The sequence below is a fragment of the Peribacillus butanolivorans genome (assembly GCF_001273755.1).
GTDB lineage: Bacteria > Bacillota > Bacilli > Bacillales > DSM-1321 > Peribacillus > Peribacillus butanolivorans.
In genome coordinates this window covers 976-15,482 of the sequence record NZ_LGYA01000003.1, presented here as the reverse complement: position 1 = coordinate 15,482, position 14,507 = coordinate 976, and the positions used below count along the sequence as shown (strand labels likewise).

The window sequence follows — 14,507 nt, the reverse complement described above, 5'->3', positions numbered from 1 at the left end:
TATAATATAGATATTGAAAGTTAACAAACAAGTGTTCATTAAGTATCCAGTAATTAAACATTATGAATCTGGGGGAACAAATATGAAATTACAAGGGAAAGTAGCCGTTGTTACAGGCGCTGCATCTGGTATGGGGAAAGAAATCGCGGTTCTTTACGCAAAAGAAGGAGCAAAAGTAATCGTTTCGGATATTAATCTAGAAGCGGCACAAGAAGTCGTTTCTGTTATCGAAGCAAACGGTGGCACAGCTGCTTCCATCTTAGCTAACGTTGCTAAAGAAGAGGACGTACAAGCCATGATCGACCTTGCGGTTGAAAAATATGGTACTCTGGACATTTTAGTAAATAATGCAGGCATCATGGATAACTTCATTCCAGCTGCTGAAATTACAGATGAACATTGGGAACGGCAATTTGCAATCAATACAACGAGTGTTATGCGCTCAACGAGAAAAGCCCTTCCAATCTTTCTTGAAAAAGAAGCAGGAGTAATTGTGAACATTGCCTCTGCTGGCGGATTATTCGGTTCAAGAGCAGGTGCTGCCTACACAGCTGCTAAACATGCTGTAATGGGTTTTACAAAAAACGTTGGCTTCCAATATGCAACAAAAGGTATCCGTTGTAACGCCGTTGCCCCAGGGGCCGTAGCTACAAATATCGGTACAACCATTAATCAGCCAAATGATTTTGGTATGGAGAGAGCAATGGTTGGAATCAACGTCAACCCTCGTGTGGGCGATGCTACAGAGATTGCTAAAGTAGCTTTATTCCTGGCTTCTGATGACTCGAGCTTCGTGAATGGAACAGTTGTTACAGCTGATGCCGGCTGGACTGCCTATTAATTTATAAGAAAACTCACTGACGCCTTTCTCAGTGAGTTTTTTAATGATTATCTTACCTTTTTTGTTTTTCGGTAATAAACTTTTCGACCATTTCCTCTAATAAGGCTGATTCTTTTGCCAAGTCTTTGTTCTGTGCCTTTAATCCGGTCATAATGTTACTTTGTTGAATGGCAGCAGCAGAAATTTGTTCAGTTGTTGCTACACCCTCTTCTGAGATTGCAGCGATTTCCTGAATAGATGCTAAACTTTCATCTGAGGATACATTAATTTTTTGCGAATGGTGCGCTAATTGTTCTGTTCCTTTCAATAGTTTTTCTACAGAATCAAAAATCTTATTGAAAATCTCACCATTGTTCTCCACTAAGGATACGCCATTTAATATATCTTGGAAGCTCTCATCATTATTTTGGATAACCTTTGCAGTTTGTTCATTAATTCGCATGATAGATTCAGAAATAACATCAATGGATTCATCTGTTTGTACAGCCAGTTTTTGCACTTCTTGGGCAACTACTGCAAAACCTCTGCCTGCATCCCCCGCGCGTGCAGCTTCAATGGAGGCATTCAAGGATAGCAGGTTCGTTTGAGAAGCTATGATTCGTATTAAACCAATCACTTCATTTATCTTAACTACATCCTCTTCCAAGCTCACCAAATTGGCTTTACTCGCTTGGCCATTTCCCATAATTTTATCCATCTGACTCGTTACATCCTGTACTTGTTTACTCCCCTGTTCAGCAAGTTTGTTCGTATGTAGTGTAAATTCGTTCATTGTATTCGTTTGCTCACTCATTAAACGAATTGTATCCGTTAAATCACTGATCATATTAGAAATTCGGTCAATATGGTGGGCCCGTTCTTCTGAAGCTTTTGCTTCTTCCGTTGTCCCTGTTACAATCTGATCATAGGATTCTACCATCTCTACAAAAGATTGATGAATGGACACTGTGGTTTTATTCATCGTTTGGGCACGTTCACGGACATTTTGAATAATATGGGACAAGCTCACTCGCATATCTTCAAACCCGTGTGATAGATCCCCAATTTCATCTTGTCGAACACTAGTGATAGGTTTACTTAAATTTCCTACTGCCATTTCACTCGTGAAACCAACTAGTTCATTAACAGGACGGGCAATTTGTCTCCCTATAACATAAGCGCTTATGGCACCCAATAATACTGCACTTATTAAAAATAGAATATTAAAGACAATCATTTTGCTTTTCATCTCAGGAATAAACGAAGCATCCATATCAATACCTACAATAGCATCCGTTCCTTCGATAGGTGTAAAATAAGACTTGTGTGTGCCCCATTTATCGTTATAGATTTCACTTAACACTTCTTCTTTTCCATTTATCGATTTTGCCTGTTCTGGTGTAAACGGGGATTCCACCATAAAATCCTTGCTGCCATTCAAGGCCACAATGACATCTGAACCATTCTCACGCTTCAGGACATAAACATATTCAATGCCTTTTCTCTTTTCAACGAAGGCATCTAATTTTCCCAAGATAGCTTCTCCCTGATCTGAAGCATTTTCTATCAAATCCGGATCAATGCTTGCAGCCAAACTGCGGGCATTTTCAGATAGCCGCTCATCAAATTGTGGAAGGACATTTTCATTAATCATATTATTAGTAAAATATGAAAAACAAAAATCCATAGCACCTGCAAATAGTACGAACGGAATTATGTAGAATACGAATAATTTAGCTAGTAAAGATCGTTTTGGATTTAGCTTTGAAATTTTCAACCTTACATCCTCCTTAGATTAAAGCCAGCTCTTTTATAGTTAGAAAAGGAAATAAATCTAACTGAAGCAATTTAAGATTCTTGTTCAAATCTTCACTTCTATAAAAGATGATTGCCATACTTCGATCATTTTGAAAAGGAAGCTGTCTATATTCCAAAATATGTTCAAACTCATTATGAAGTCCTATATGATTAATCCGTTCAACATCTTCTAAATTTATTTCCAATGGAACCTCTGCAAAGAAAAAGCTATAAATATTATCGTCCATCTCTTCCAATATTCGATTCCAATCAGGTTTCGTTCCTAAAAAATAGTGTTCATACATATTCATCCCATAGGCATGATACCCTAGATCTGTTGTGCCCGCTCCTGCAAAACGCAAGGGATTAATTTCTATGGGAATAACCCTGTCTCCCTTTTTGCGAATTTCAAAGTGTACAGGGTAATTCCTTAGGGGTAGAACAGTTTGGACTTTCTTCATAAACTGTAGGGCATCATCATAGATTTCATTTACTGCTATCTTCGACGTGTAATAGATTCGATCGGATGTATCATAATCATCCTTAAATAAACGTTTAAACGCGTTCAATATAATTGGTTCACCATCCTGATTAAAATAACCATCAATGGCATATTCCTCTCCCTGAATCCACTCTTCTATTAAAACAGTCTGAGAACCTACTACTGTTGAATCATACAATCTATCGGAATGCAGTAAATCTTCCTTCAAATGGCTTACGGCTATATCCCAATCCTGTTCATTCTTAACTTTGTGTACCCCTACACTTGAATAGCCAATATTAGGTTTGATAACCACAGGAAACGGAATTTGTTTTTTATCCATCTCACTTATTATGGATAGATCAATTTCTTGGAAATAGAAATCAGGATATAATGATTTCGTTAGATTACGAACCTGACTCTTATCTTTTAATAACTTAGACCATATGTATTCATGGCTGGTTGAAAATGACCTAATAATGTAATGCCATTCTCAGAGTTTGTAAGAATCCTTTTGCCCATTTCCATAGACTTAAAAAACTCCGTATCTTTTTGAATGTTTAGCTTTTCTGATGATAGTGTGTTTCTCTATCGCCCATGCTCCAACACTGGAATCTGCTGTTTCTCTAATACCTTTAGTAGAATTGGTGACACAATGGGCTCATTCAAAATAATCATGTTTTCCACCTAACTTATACTGTTTTATGTATCCCCATATTTAATCGGTTAAAAGTGGTAAGTATTTAGCTTATATAGGTATTTATTATTATTTAATTAAACAATATTCACAATATAATTTACAATACATAATTCTTTATACCTATTTTTATTCAAAAAGATACAGAAGCATGTCGATCTTCAATACACGTCCCCCTGAACAGAACAGGTAAATGGTATTTAATGATATTTTTTGACATAACAAAAAGCCCGGATTCTATCCAGGCATTCCTTTTTCCTATTTTTAAAAGTGATAATAATTTCTTTTATCTATAAACAATATTTATATTCCTTTATTTGTCGCAATGGCTCGAAAAAGGAATTTTCCAAAAACCTTTAGAGTACCTTTCTCTATAAGTCCCACCATTGCACAAAACACCACCCTTAGGATGGTTGTTGGTATTTGGATTTTGCATAACAAGTGAATCTATAAAACTATGAAGGAATAGAGATTACCGAATAATTCATGTACTCTCACTGATTCCTAAAAACAAGCATAAAAAAACGTGCATTAGAATAAATTCTAAGGTGTTGGTTATTAATAAAGTTTAATCAAAATTAATTGAACCGAACCCTTAATTATTCGATTTTTTTATTTCCGCCAAAAAGTTGAACAGTCTGTCTTATCCAAAATATTAAACTCGATCATTTTCTCAAGTAATGAGAAATCAACCGGACTATCCCACTGGATACGTACCAACTGCTTGGTGTGATCATAGCCAGCCTGTACAATTTCATCAGAAAAATGAATAATCCCTGCCCTTTCAGGGGCAACAGCCAAATGATGTTTGGCTACGCTAAAGCCAATAATAAATGTGCCATGATCGGTAAACATAGGCTGATTCCACGCAATCTTTGGCATTAAATTTGGGAATTTCTTAGTTACCCAATCCAAAACTTCTTCCGTTCGGTCCCGATGTTGCGGGTTATCAATATTCGCTAAATATTCTGCAAAAACTCCCATGTCATTCTCTCCTAAAATAAAAAATTATTTTTGAACGATGTAATTTTTCATGCCAATACGCCATGACATCAATTGCACCATTCGCATCTTTGAAAGGATACCCAGACATCTCAAAAATCGCCTTTTGTTCATCCATAGTTTTTTTACTTCTTCTTCAATTTCGACAAAGCCCGTAGACTCTTTTTATGTTTAACTTTTTCTATATGCACAATCGGTTTGTTTAATTTTGCTCTTAAAGATGCAGCAATTACCTACCGATAGATGGCATTAAATGACTTTATTATTTTTCAAACAACTTTATTGTCACTGCACACCAATTCCTCAGCCTTCTTTAATCCACTTATCAACTTTAGATGTTCTCGTTCTTTTAGACATAAAAAAACACCCCTTTAGATAATCATATCCAAAGGGGTGAAACGGTGCAACTTTTGAAAAAACGGTTAATCTTTTTTCAAAACGGTTAAACTTTATTTCAAATCTACAAAAGGCATATATTCATTCCAGCTTACTCAACCGTTACACTTTTCGCAAGGTTACGTGGTTTATCCACGTCACATTCGCGGTGCAAGGCAGCGTAGTACGCAATGAGTTGCATCGGGATAACAGAGATAAGAGGTGTTAATAGTTCGTTCACTTCCGGGATGACAAAGCGATCATCTTCTTCTTCCAACCCATTCATAGAAATAATGCATGGGTTAGCACCACGGGCAACGACTTCTTTGACATTACCACGGATGCTTAGGTTGACGCCTGCTTGCGTCGCAAGAGCTATAACAGGTGTACCTTCTTCAATCAAGGCAATTGTTCCGTGTTTAAGCTCACCACCAGCAAAGCCTTCTGCCTGAATGTAAGAGATTTCTTTCAGCTTAAGCGCCCCTTCAAGACCAACATAGTAGTCAAGGGACCGGCCGATGAAGAAGCAGTTTCTTGTAACAGACAAATATTCATGGGCAATAGCTTCCATCTCTTCTTTCGAATCGCATAGAGCTTCCATTGCTGTCGCAACAATTCCAAGCTCCTTAACAAGGTCGAAATCAAACTCTAGGTTACGGAATTGTCCAGAAACATTTGCTAATATAGCCAATACAGCTACTTGAGCTGTGTAAGCTTTTGTAGAGGCAACTGCTATTTCAGGGCCAGCATGCAGCAAGAGCGTATAATCCGCTTCACGTGACAATGTAGAGCCCGGTACGTTTGTAATGGTTAATGCTTTATGACCAAGCGCTTTAATTGCCACTAATACCGCACGGCTATCCGCAGTTTCTCCACTTTGGGATATGAAGATGAAAAGCGGTTTTTTCGATAATATCGGCATGTTATATGTGAATTCCGATGCTACATGGACTTCAACCGGAATTTCAGTCATTTTTTCGATGAATTGCTTACCAATCAAGCCTGCATGATAGCTAGTTCCACAAGCGACGATATAGATACGGTCAGCCTCAGTTACTGCTTCTGCAATGCTAAAATCGATTGCCAGTTTGCCTTCTTCATTTTGATAAGCTTGAATAATTTTACGTATGACAGCAGGCTGCTCGTCGACTTCTTTAAGCATATAATGAGGATACGTACCTTTTTCAATATCACTCGCATCCAGTTCAGCAGTAAATGGGGCACGAAAAACTTCTTCGTTAGAAAGATTCTTAATCGTTACCTCTTCATTTGTCACTATAACCATTTCTTTATCCATCAGTTCAAGGAATTGATCTGTGACTTGCAACATAGCCATTGCATCAGAAGCGACAACGTTAAAGTCTTTTCCTACACCAATTAGCAGCGGGCTTTTATTTTTTGCGACAAAAATGGTCTCATCATTTTCAGCATCTAAAAGGGCAATGGCATATGAGCCTTCTAAAAGAGTGAGCGTTTGACGGAACGCCTCTTCTACTTCCATACCATCGTTTACAAACTTCTCTATAAGTTGAACGATGACTTCCGTATCTGTCTCACTTTTAAAAGCAACATCCTTCAAATATTCCCGTTTTAGAATCGCATAGTTTTCAATGACCCCATTATGAACTAAAGTCAGGCGACCTGAATTACTTTGGTGAGGATGAGCATTATCACGACTTGGCACACCATGAGTGGCCCAGCGCGTATGTCCTATTCCAGTATGTGCAATAGTTTTTTCATCCACAGCTCCACGGAGGTCTGCAATTCGTCCCTTTTCCTTAAAGATTGTCACACCTGAATCATTTTTGACAGCAATCCCTGAAGAATCGTAACCGCGGTATTCAAGCTTTTCAAGACCTTTTAATAGAATTTCTTTCGCATCATTGAGACCAATATATCCAACAATTCCACACATAATTTCTGTTCCTCCAACCGATTTGAGGGAACAGGAATGCACGGGGGCACCCCTGCCCCCTCATCTCTGATATTTATTTTTATAAAGGAAATGCTTATAGCCTTTTTTCCCTTTGTGCATTTCCAACCCTTTGTGCAGTAGGTTGCCCCACTGTTTTAAGATTGAAATTATTGCGGCTGTGCACTTCAGCCGGGAGGTATCCGCCGATCATTCGATAAACCTCCTCCTCGTCAACTAAGCCTTTCTCGACCAGGCTTAGTTCAGGCGCTTTGTTAATACTTTTCTTTCTGCCTACCCTCCTTTAAACAAAATATGTTTTAAATCAGGATAATCATACCTTAGAAAAGGGACATAGGTCAATTCTTTGTTACTTTAACTAATGAAAAAACCACTTCTTTATAAAAATATGCATAAAAGGATATTCCGTTCCTTTTATGCATATGATTAGTTATTCGTTTATTCCCATTTCCGCTCTCACCACAGAGACGATGCGATCAACATAGCGATTGCATTCTTCTACAGTTGGTGCTTCAGCCATAACACGGACAAGCGGTTCAGTTCCAGATGGTCTCACCAATATACGCCCGTTTCCTTCCATTTCTGCCTCAACTTCTTTGATGACTTCATGCACCTTTTCATTATCAGTTACAGCATGCTTGTCAGTCACTTTAACATTGATTAGCGTCTGTGGATATTTTTTCATCTCACTTGCAAGCTCTGATAAGGGTTTTTGTGTTTCACTCATAATGTTTACAAGCTGTAAGCCTGTCAATAAGCCATCCCCTGTTGTATTGTAGTCTAGGAAGATAATATGCCCAGATTGCTCACCGCCAAGGTTGTAGCCGCCTTTTCGCATCTCTTCTACAACATAGCGATCGCCCACTGCTGTTTGGGCACTTTGTATTCCGTGCTCCTCAAGACCTTTATAAAAACCTAGGTTACTCATGATTGTAGAAACCACAGTCCCCTGTTTCAAACGATTGTTTTCTTTCAAGTATTTCGCACATATATACATAATTTGATCGCCGTCAACTATATTTCCTTTTTCATCTATGGCAATGATGCGGTCGCCGTCACCATCGAAAGCAAGTCCAACATCAGCCCCTTTTTCTTTTAAGAATTCAGCAAGTGCTTCAGGGTGCGTGGAACCTACCTTATCATTGATGTTCAAGCCATTGGGCGATGCCCCCATTGTAGAGATATCTGCATCTAGATCCGCAAACAAATGCATAGCCAAGGATGATGTCGCGCCATGTGCACAATCAAGCGCAACATGAATGCCTGTAAAATCCTCATCGACTGATTGCTTTAAGTACTGGAGATACTTTTGTCCACCTTCGAAATAGTCGTTTAGATGGCCTAAATCTCCGCCTACCGGACGTGGAAGTTCATCTTTTTCTAAATCTAACAATGTTTCAATTTCCGTTTCTTGATCATCCGATAGCTTAAAACCATCCGGACCGAAGAATTTAATACCGTTATCTGCAACCGGATTATGTGAAGCAGAAATCATGACCCCTGCTTCAGCACTTAACGCCTTTGTTAAATAAGCAACTCCTGGTGTTGAAATTACACCAAGACGCATAACTTCAGCCCCAATAGATAATAGACCAGCAACAAGTGCACCTTCCAGCATTTCACCTGAAATACGTGTATCGCGTCCTATCAGCACTTTAGGTTTTTCTGTATTTTTAGTAAGAACGTAGCCGCCAAAACGGCCTAGTTTAAATGCCAACTCCGGTGTTAATTCGCTATTCGCTATACCCCTAACTCCGTCTGTTCCAAAATATTTACCCATCTTTTTATCGCTCCTTCTTCGAATCGTTACTAAATTAAATGATGTTAAAGGAAGGTTATGTTTCTTCTTCGTCTTTTTGAGTAATAGAGACCTTAGCCGTTTTTGAATCTAGTTCCCAATTCACTCCTGCAGGCGCTTTTACTACCAGTTCTACATCATGTATACCTTCATCTAAATTACTCACATCTACTGTAAGTGTAATGTCGTTTTTAGTTATTTCTTTCAAATCATCCGCTTTCCCACGCAAAGTAATGCTCGCTACATCGGATTCCAATTCGGCTTCTTGGTCTTCCTGTATACCTACAGGTTCTATTTTTAAATTGGTGAAAGTTTTAGTCTCGATGGCAGGTGGTTCATCCTCTTCAACTACCTCTTCTTCGACTTTTTCGACATCTTCGACTGCCTCTACATCCTCTACATTCTCATCTTTTACATCAATCTTTTCTGTGTTAATTTTGACCTTTGCCTTACCCAAGGACATTTTTTGTACACTTTCTGGTTTAGTAAGATCCAATTCCAATTCGGCATCTCCATCAATTTTGGAAATATTAACAGGGAGATTTATTTCGCTTATTTGTTCAAGGCTGGCTTCTGACCCATATAGGATTACCTCTTTTGGATCGACACTTATACTCTTAATACGGATGCCGTCCTTTACTTTTCCAGTTTGCTTAGGTGCAATGGTTACCGTTTTCGAAGGGATACTAACTTTTAGTGACACTGCCACTGAAGCAGGTTCAATCGTAACATCCAACTTATTTAAGTCCCGGTCAAGAGCTTTTACTGTCGCCTTGCCGTTCATCGTTTCGTTAAGACCCTTACTTATTTCAAGATTTGCCTTAACATAGGAAATTTGTTCAATTACATCTTTAGCACCAGTTATTTTAACAGTTTTAGGGCTGACTGTTGGCTGTCCAGCGGTATAACCCTCTTCAAGTAAAGAATTATTATATTCTGCTTCGACGGGGAATTCCTTCGTCACTCGTTCCTGAACATTGACTTCTGCATATTCAGGCTCGATTGTCGCCACTAACTTTTCGTTTAACTCGCTTATTTTGAAGGTAACAGTTCTGTCTCCCATCGAGATTTCAGGATCAGAAAGGTCTACATATACTTTAAAGTCTCTTTGGTTTTTTGCACTTATCAGTAGGCTTTTAGCTCCCTTTAAAGTAACATCCACCGTTTCTGGTACTCCGCTCACCACCAAATTTTCACGGTCATAGTACACTTCAACCGGTACATTTTCAATGGTTTCCGTACTAATCTCAGGGGCAGTAGATAAACCAAGAGATTTTTTATCTGACTCCATCTCAAAATTAACGGAGATGAATAAAAGAGCTGCCAAAGCAAAAGCAACAATTCTCATAAACCATGTACTATTGGTGTATTTATCCATTTTTCTTCCCCCTCCAATTCCAGATACTCGAGGAAGTTGTTTTGATATTTTCCACTACCAGTTCACTAGAAAGCATTGCCCTAAATGACTCTTGATTCAAATCTCGGAACAGTTCTCCATTTTTAGTAACAGAGATCCCTCCCGTTTCTTCAGATACAACGATTGTAATACTATCCGTCACTTCACTCATACCAATAGCTGCCCTATGCCGAGTACCAAGTTCTTTTGAAATGAACGGACTTTCTGATAAAGGCAGATAGCAAGCTGCAGCTGCCACCTGGTTATTTTGTAAAATCACTGCACCATCATGGAGTGGCGTATTAGGTATAAAGATATTAATAAGCAACTCTGAAGAAATATAGGACTTTAAAGGAATTCCTGTTTCAACATAATCGCCCAGTGCCGTTCCTTTTTCAATCGTAATCAAGGCTCCAATTCGCCTTTTCGCCATATAAGTGGACGCCTTTAATATTTCTTCTACTAAACGCTCTTGCTGGTTCTCTTCTGGAACGCTACCTCTTGTAAAGAGCTTCCCACGTCCTAATTGTTCAAGCGCTCTCCTCAGTTCAGGTTGAAAAATGACAAGAATCGCCAGTACTCCCCAATTCATGACTTGTGCCATTAACCATCCAAGTGTATTGAAACCAAACAGGTTGCTTAAGCTTTTTACAATGACAATTACAAAAATTCCTTTGAGCAGCTGTATAGCCTTCGTGCCTCGAATAATAGTTAACAATTTATATATCACAAACCAAACAAGGAGAATATCAATGAAATTTACTACATAGTCCCAAACATTCAAATTGGATAAAGACATGTTGTTTCCTCCAGTCAGTATTACTCCAAATAACAATAACAATCGTTATGTAATAACCTTAATAGTATACCATTTTTTAAATAATACTTCTAAACTAGTGTGATAAAGTTACACGTTAAGGTCTAATGAAGTAAAAAATCCCCTCCTTTTACAAAGTAAAGCTGAGCGATGGCACCGTATATTGAAAACGATGCATTCGCTCAGCTCCTCTTACTCCTTATTCCCTTTTTCCTCTTTAATAGGAAGCACAGACGTTGCGGTATCCTTAATTTTGTACCACATCCACTCAAAAGCTTGGTCAATAACATGGATGCTTCCGGTCACATTCCCCGCCTTAGACATATAATTATGTCCATTTATGACCGTCACATCTCCCTTCACTTCACCTTCAATTCGAATGTTACCGTTTTGAACTACCACATTCCCCTCAACGGTCTCACCTGCAGGCACAATCACCGTTTCTCCTTCGACTAATAAATTAGATTGCTTGGAAACTGAAAAATGTTCGTCCTGATTATATGTGGAAAAAAGAGAACCTGTCATCAATACAATGAACACGGCTGCTGCCGTCATAAAAGGATGGCTTTTTAACCAACGTTTGGCACCCGTTGTTTTCGTTTCCTTTGGCAATTGAGACATTACCCTTGATGTAAAGTCATCTGGAGCCTTAATATGGGAGGTACTTTGTACAAGAGCGACTGCCTTTTTCATTTCATGAAAATAATCCCGGCATTCAGCACAAGTATGCAAGTGATCACGTAAAGCTTCTTTATGCTCTGGTTTGATGTCCTCATCTAAATAATCATGCATATAATCAATGATTTCCTCATGGTAGTTCATTTTTCTCACCTTCTTTTTATAAATGGCGTAGTTGTTTACGCAAGGCTTCCCGACCACGATGTATTCTCGTCTTAACCGTGCCGACTGGCAAATCAAGTATTTCACTGATTTCCTTTAACGATAATTCTTCAATGTACTTCAATACGATTACCGACCGATATTTCTCCGGCAACTTCATAATTTCTACTTGAATGGTTTCCTGAAGTTCTAAAGATTCAACTTCATCCTCGGGCTTAGCCATATCTGATGCAATTTGGGAATACATATTCAATCCCTCAGATCCACTAACTTCTGCATCCAAATAGTAATCCGGCTTTTTCTTACGAAGACGGTCAATGCAAAGATTCGTCGCAATACGGTATAACCACGTAGAAAATTTCATTTGTATATTAAAACTACGAATATTCACAAAGGCTCTAACAAAGGCCTCTTGTGCCAAATCTTCTGCTTCTTGCCTGTTTCCGAGCATCCTAAAACATATCTGGAAAACTTTGTCCTTGTATAATTCGACAATTTCCCCAAATGCATTATGGTCTCCCTTTAATACTTGATTAATTCTCTCTTTAATGAGTGCATCCATTTTCCGGTTTTTACCCCCGCTCATGCGGCTATACGATTATTACGAATCGTAAGCTAAAAGGTTTCAAAATTTATTACTTTAATTTTAACAAAGTTTTACAATTTATGTTTAAGAAAAAAAAAACAAGGCTATATAATTAAAAATTGTAAAACCTAAGGGAGTGAATCGCTGTATGACTGCTGAAAAAATTTTAGATCATATTGAACTATACAGACAGAAAATGATAATTTTAGCTTCCCGCTCCTCGATGGTTGATAATGAAGTGATTGAAGTAAGCAGTAAACTAGATGTTTTGATCAATCAATACTTCCATTTAACTAAAAATGGAAGCCAAATCGACCGATGTGCTCTAAAGTGAATATGGAGCTGAGATTACAACCATATAAATATAGATATTATAAAAAAAACCATCCTGAAAAATCAACTTGCGTCTTCTAGCATATAAAAAACAGTAACCTAACACAAGCTGGTTACTGTTTCTTTTATTTTATCAGTTATACTAGCTTTTCTCCAAATAGCGAGCCCATTAAGGCCACGGCAACGATTGCGGTTTTATTACGTTCATCTAAAATAGGGTTTACCTCAACAAATTCAGCCGATGTAATTAACTCAGACTCCGCCAGCATTTCCATAGCCAAATGACTCTCCCGATAACTAATACCACCAATTACCGGTGTTCCTACCCCAGGCGCATCCGCTGGATCTACTCCATCCAGGTCCAAAGAAAGGTGAACACCATCTGTTCTTTCTCTTAAATAATCTATACACTCTTCCATGACTCTAGCCATTCCCATTCGGTCAATTTCATGCATTGTAAACACTTTAATCCCTTTTTCACGTATTAATTCTTTTTCACCTTCATCTAATGAACGTGCCCCGATAATTACGATATTTTCTGGTTTTACTTTAGAAGTTGAACCATGAATATTGACTAGATCGGGATGGCCAAGCCCCATACTGACAGCTAGAGGCATACCATGTATATTCCCTGATGGTGAAGTTTCCTCCGTATTTAAATCTCCATGTGCATCATACCAAATTACGCCTACATTTTCATAGTGCTTCGAAACCCCTGCGAGTGTTCCGATGGCTATCGAATGGTCTCCCCCAAGAACGAGCGGGAAAGATCCGCCTTGTATAATTTTATCTACTCTTGTTGCTAATTGAATGTTTCCCTTTGCAACTAACGATAAGTTTTTTAAATTTGTACCAGATTTCTGTGCATGTTCAGGGCGTCCTACTACTATATCTCCTAAATCCTCAACTTCTATTTTTAATCGTTCAAGCCGTTCGACAATCCCTGCACAGCGGATTGCACTCGGTCCCATATCCACCCCTCGTCTCGCCTGACCAAGATCCATAGGTAGACCGATAATGGAAATTTTCTGAATAGACATATAATTCCCCCTTTCTACCATTTTATATCTTATTTGCCTAGTGGTTCAACTGAACATTTATATGTATAAAGATGCAGTTAGTTAGCTTTTTTACCGTATTTACTCTTTGTCTTAAAATCCCTAGTTGAACCGTTCTCTTATTAGGGGGTAAAGTAATAAAAGTTAGACTTTTAAAATAAAAAAAAGTCTTAAGCCGTAATCGGCTTAAGACGTAAGTTTTAGTGTATGTAGTTAGATGGTGGAGCCTAGCGGGATCGAACCGCTGACCTCCTGCGTGCAAGGCAGGCGCTCTCCCAGCTGAGCTAAGGCCCCTAAAGGAATAAATATATAGTAAGCGGAAGACGGGATTCGAACCCGCGACCCCAACCTTGGCAAGGTTGTATTCTACCACTGAACTACTTCCGCAAATGGCTGGGCTAGAAGGGATCGAACCTTCGCATGACGGAATCAAAATCCGTTGCCTTACCGCTTGGCTATAGCCCAATATATAATATGTATAATTAATATTCAACAAAATAAAAAGGTGGTAATCATATATTTCCCTTTTACAGAGAATATATAACTGATCCACAGGTTTTTATTGGTGGAGGGG

Annotated in this window: 13 protein-coding genes and 3 tRNA genes; 2 read left to right on the top strand and 14 right to left on the bottom strand. The window is 38.5% G+C overall.

The window, feature by feature from the left end; all coding sequences use genetic code 11:
- Positions 1–82 precede the first annotated feature (82 nt).
- Entirely contained in the window at positions 83–841 is a 759-nt protein-coding gene (locus AKG34_RS21580) for an SDR family oxidoreductase (RefSeq protein WP_053348230.1), read from the top strand.
- 52 nt (positions 842–893) lie between these two features.
- Here the strand turns inward: AKG34_RS21580 and AKG34_RS21575 are convergent, their stop codons facing one another.
- The 10 genes from AKG34_RS21575 to sigW all read right to left on the bottom strand — a co-directional run bounded on the left by AKG34_RS21575 (position 894) and on the right by sigW (position 12,518).
- On the bottom strand, positions 894–2,597 hold the full coding sequence (locus AKG34_RS21575) for a methyl-accepting chemotaxis protein (RefSeq protein ID WP_053348229.1): 1,704 nt from the start codon (positions 2,595–2,597) through the stop codon (positions 894–896).
- A 13-nt stretch (positions 2,598–2,610) separates the two neighbouring features.
- A complete protein-coding gene (locus AKG34_RS21570) occupies positions 2,611–3,441 on the bottom strand; it encodes an ATP-grasp domain-containing protein (protein WP_053348228.1) in 831 nt (276 codons plus the stop codon).
- A gap of 966 nt (positions 3,442–4,407) precedes the next feature.
- Positions 4,408–4,779 (bottom strand): iron chaperone, encoded by a 372-nt coding sequence (locus AKG34_RS21565; RefSeq protein WP_053348227.1) that lies wholly within the window; start codon positions 4,777–4,779, stop codon positions 4,408–4,410.
- Between the two features lies 1 nt (position 4,780).
- Positions 4,781–4,915, bottom strand: a complete 135-nt coding sequence (locus tag AKG34_RS29385) for a hypothetical protein (RefSeq protein WP_269083773.1) — start codon at positions 4,913–4,915, stop codon at positions 4,781–4,783.
- 369 nt (positions 4,916–5,284) lie between these two features.
- A complete protein-coding gene (gene glmS / locus AKG34_RS21560; RefSeq protein ID WP_053348226.1) occupies positions 5,285–7,087 on the bottom strand; it encodes a glutamine--fructose-6-phosphate transaminase (isomerizing) in 1,803 nt (600 codons plus the stop codon).
- 448 nt (positions 7,088–7,535) lie between these two features.
- Positions 7,536–8,885, bottom strand: a complete 1,350-nt coding sequence (gene glmM / locus AKG34_RS21555; protein WP_053348225.1) for a phosphoglucosamine mutase — start codon at positions 8,883–8,885, stop codon at positions 7,536–7,538.
- A gap of 55 nt (positions 8,886–8,940) precedes the next feature.
- Complete coding sequence (locus tag AKG34_RS21550) at positions 8,941–10,281, bottom strand: CdaR family protein (RefSeq protein WP_053348224.1); 1,341 nt, start codon at positions 10,279–10,281, stop codon at positions 8,941–8,943.
- Positions 10,274–11,098, bottom strand: a complete 825-nt coding sequence (gene cdaA, locus AKG34_RS21545) for a diadenylate cyclase CdaA (RefSeq protein ID WP_053348223.1) — start codon at positions 11,096–11,098, stop codon at positions 10,274–10,276. Before cdaA ends, AKG34_RS21550 begins: the two co-directional genes overlap by 8 nt.
- Before the next feature lie 210 nt (positions 11,099–11,308).
- The gene (locus AKG34_RS21540; protein WP_053348222.1) at positions 11,309–11,938 is read right to left on the bottom strand and encodes an anti-sigma factor family protein; all 630 of its coding nucleotides are present in this window, start codon (positions 11,936–11,938) and stop codon (positions 11,309–11,311) included.
- A gap of 16 nt (positions 11,939–11,954) precedes the next feature.
- Positions 11,955–12,518 carry an RNA polymerase sigma factor SigW gene (gene sigW, locus AKG34_RS21535; RefSeq protein WP_053348221.1) on the bottom strand — a complete coding sequence of 188 codons (564 nt, stop codon included), beginning with the start codon at positions 12,516–12,518 and terminating at the stop codon, positions 11,955–11,957.
- A gap of 172 nt (positions 12,519–12,690) precedes the next feature.
- Between sigW and AKG34_RS21530 the strand changes: the two genes are divergently transcribed.
- Positions 12,691–12,876, top strand: coding sequence for an aspartyl-phosphate phosphatase Spo0E family protein (locus AKG34_RS21530; protein WP_053348220.1), 186 nt, complete (start codon positions 12,691–12,693; stop codon positions 12,874–12,876).
- Positions 12,877–13,012: 136 nt separating this feature from the next.
- On the opposite strand, the gene rocF is transcribed toward AKG34_RS21530, so the two are convergent.
- From rocF to AKG34_RS21510, 4 genes are all read right to left on the bottom strand, one after another.
- Positions 13,013–13,915 (bottom strand): arginase, encoded by a 903-nt coding sequence (gene rocF / locus AKG34_RS21525; RefSeq protein WP_053348219.1) that lies wholly within the window; start codon positions 13,913–13,915, stop codon positions 13,013–13,015.
- A 236-nt stretch (positions 13,916–14,151) separates the two neighbouring features.
- Positions 14,152–14,227 (bottom strand) — tRNA-Ala (locus tag AKG34_RS21520).
- Positions 14,228–14,248: 21 nt separating this feature from the next.
- A tRNA-Gly gene (locus AKG34_RS21515) sits at positions 14,249–14,320 on the bottom strand.
- 3 nt (positions 14,321–14,323) lie between these two features.
- Positions 14,324–14,398: transfer RNA gene (locus AKG34_RS21510), tRNA-Gln, on the bottom strand.
- Positions 14,399–14,507 lie beyond the last annotated feature (109 nt).

Bases quoted from the DNA above. Each gene is read 5' to 3' on its own strand.
- glmM (WP_053348225.1), bottom strand. From the start codon at position 8,885: ATGGGTAAATATTTTGGAACAGACGGAGTTAGGGGTATAGCGAATAGC.
- AKG34_RS21550 (WP_053348224.1), bottom strand. From the start codon at position 10,281: ATGGATAAATACACCAATAGTACATGGTTTATGAGAATTGTTGCTTTT.
- glmS (WP_053348226.1), bottom strand. From the start codon at position 7,087: ATGTGTGGAATTGTTGGATATATTGGTCTCAATGATGCGAAAGAAATT.
- AKG34_RS21580 (WP_053348230.1), top strand. From the start codon at position 83: ATGAAATTACAAGGGAAAGTAGCCGTTGTTACAGGCGCTGCATCTGGT.
- sigW (WP_053348221.1), bottom strand. From the start codon at position 12,518: ATGGATGCACTCATTAAAGAGAGAATTAATCAAGTATTAAAGGGAGAC.
- AKG34_RS21530 (WP_053348220.1), top strand. From the start codon at position 12,691: ATGACTGCTGAAAAAATTTTAGATCATATTGAACTATACAGACAGAAA.
- AKG34_RS21565 (WP_053348227.1), bottom strand. From the start codon at position 4,779: ATGGGAGTTTTTGCAGAATATTTAGCGAATATTGATAACCCGCAACAT.
- AKG34_RS29385 (WP_269083773.1), bottom strand. From the start codon at position 4,915: ATGGATGAACAAAAGGCGATTTTTGAGATGTCTGGGTATCCTTTCAAA.
- AKG34_RS21570 (WP_053348228.1), bottom strand. From the start codon at position 3,441: ATGGATAAAAAACAAATTCCGTTTCCTGTGGTTATCAAACCTAATATT.
- AKG34_RS21540 (WP_053348222.1), bottom strand. From the start codon at position 11,938: ATGAACTACCATGAGGAAATCATTGATTATATGCATGATTATTTAGAT.
- cdaA (WP_053348223.1), bottom strand. From the start codon at position 11,098: ATGTCTTTATCCAATTTGAATGTTTGGGACTATGTAGTAAATTTCATT.
- rocF (WP_053348219.1), bottom strand. From the start codon at position 13,915: ATGTCTATTCAGAAAATTTCCATTATCGGTCTACCTATGGATCTTGGT.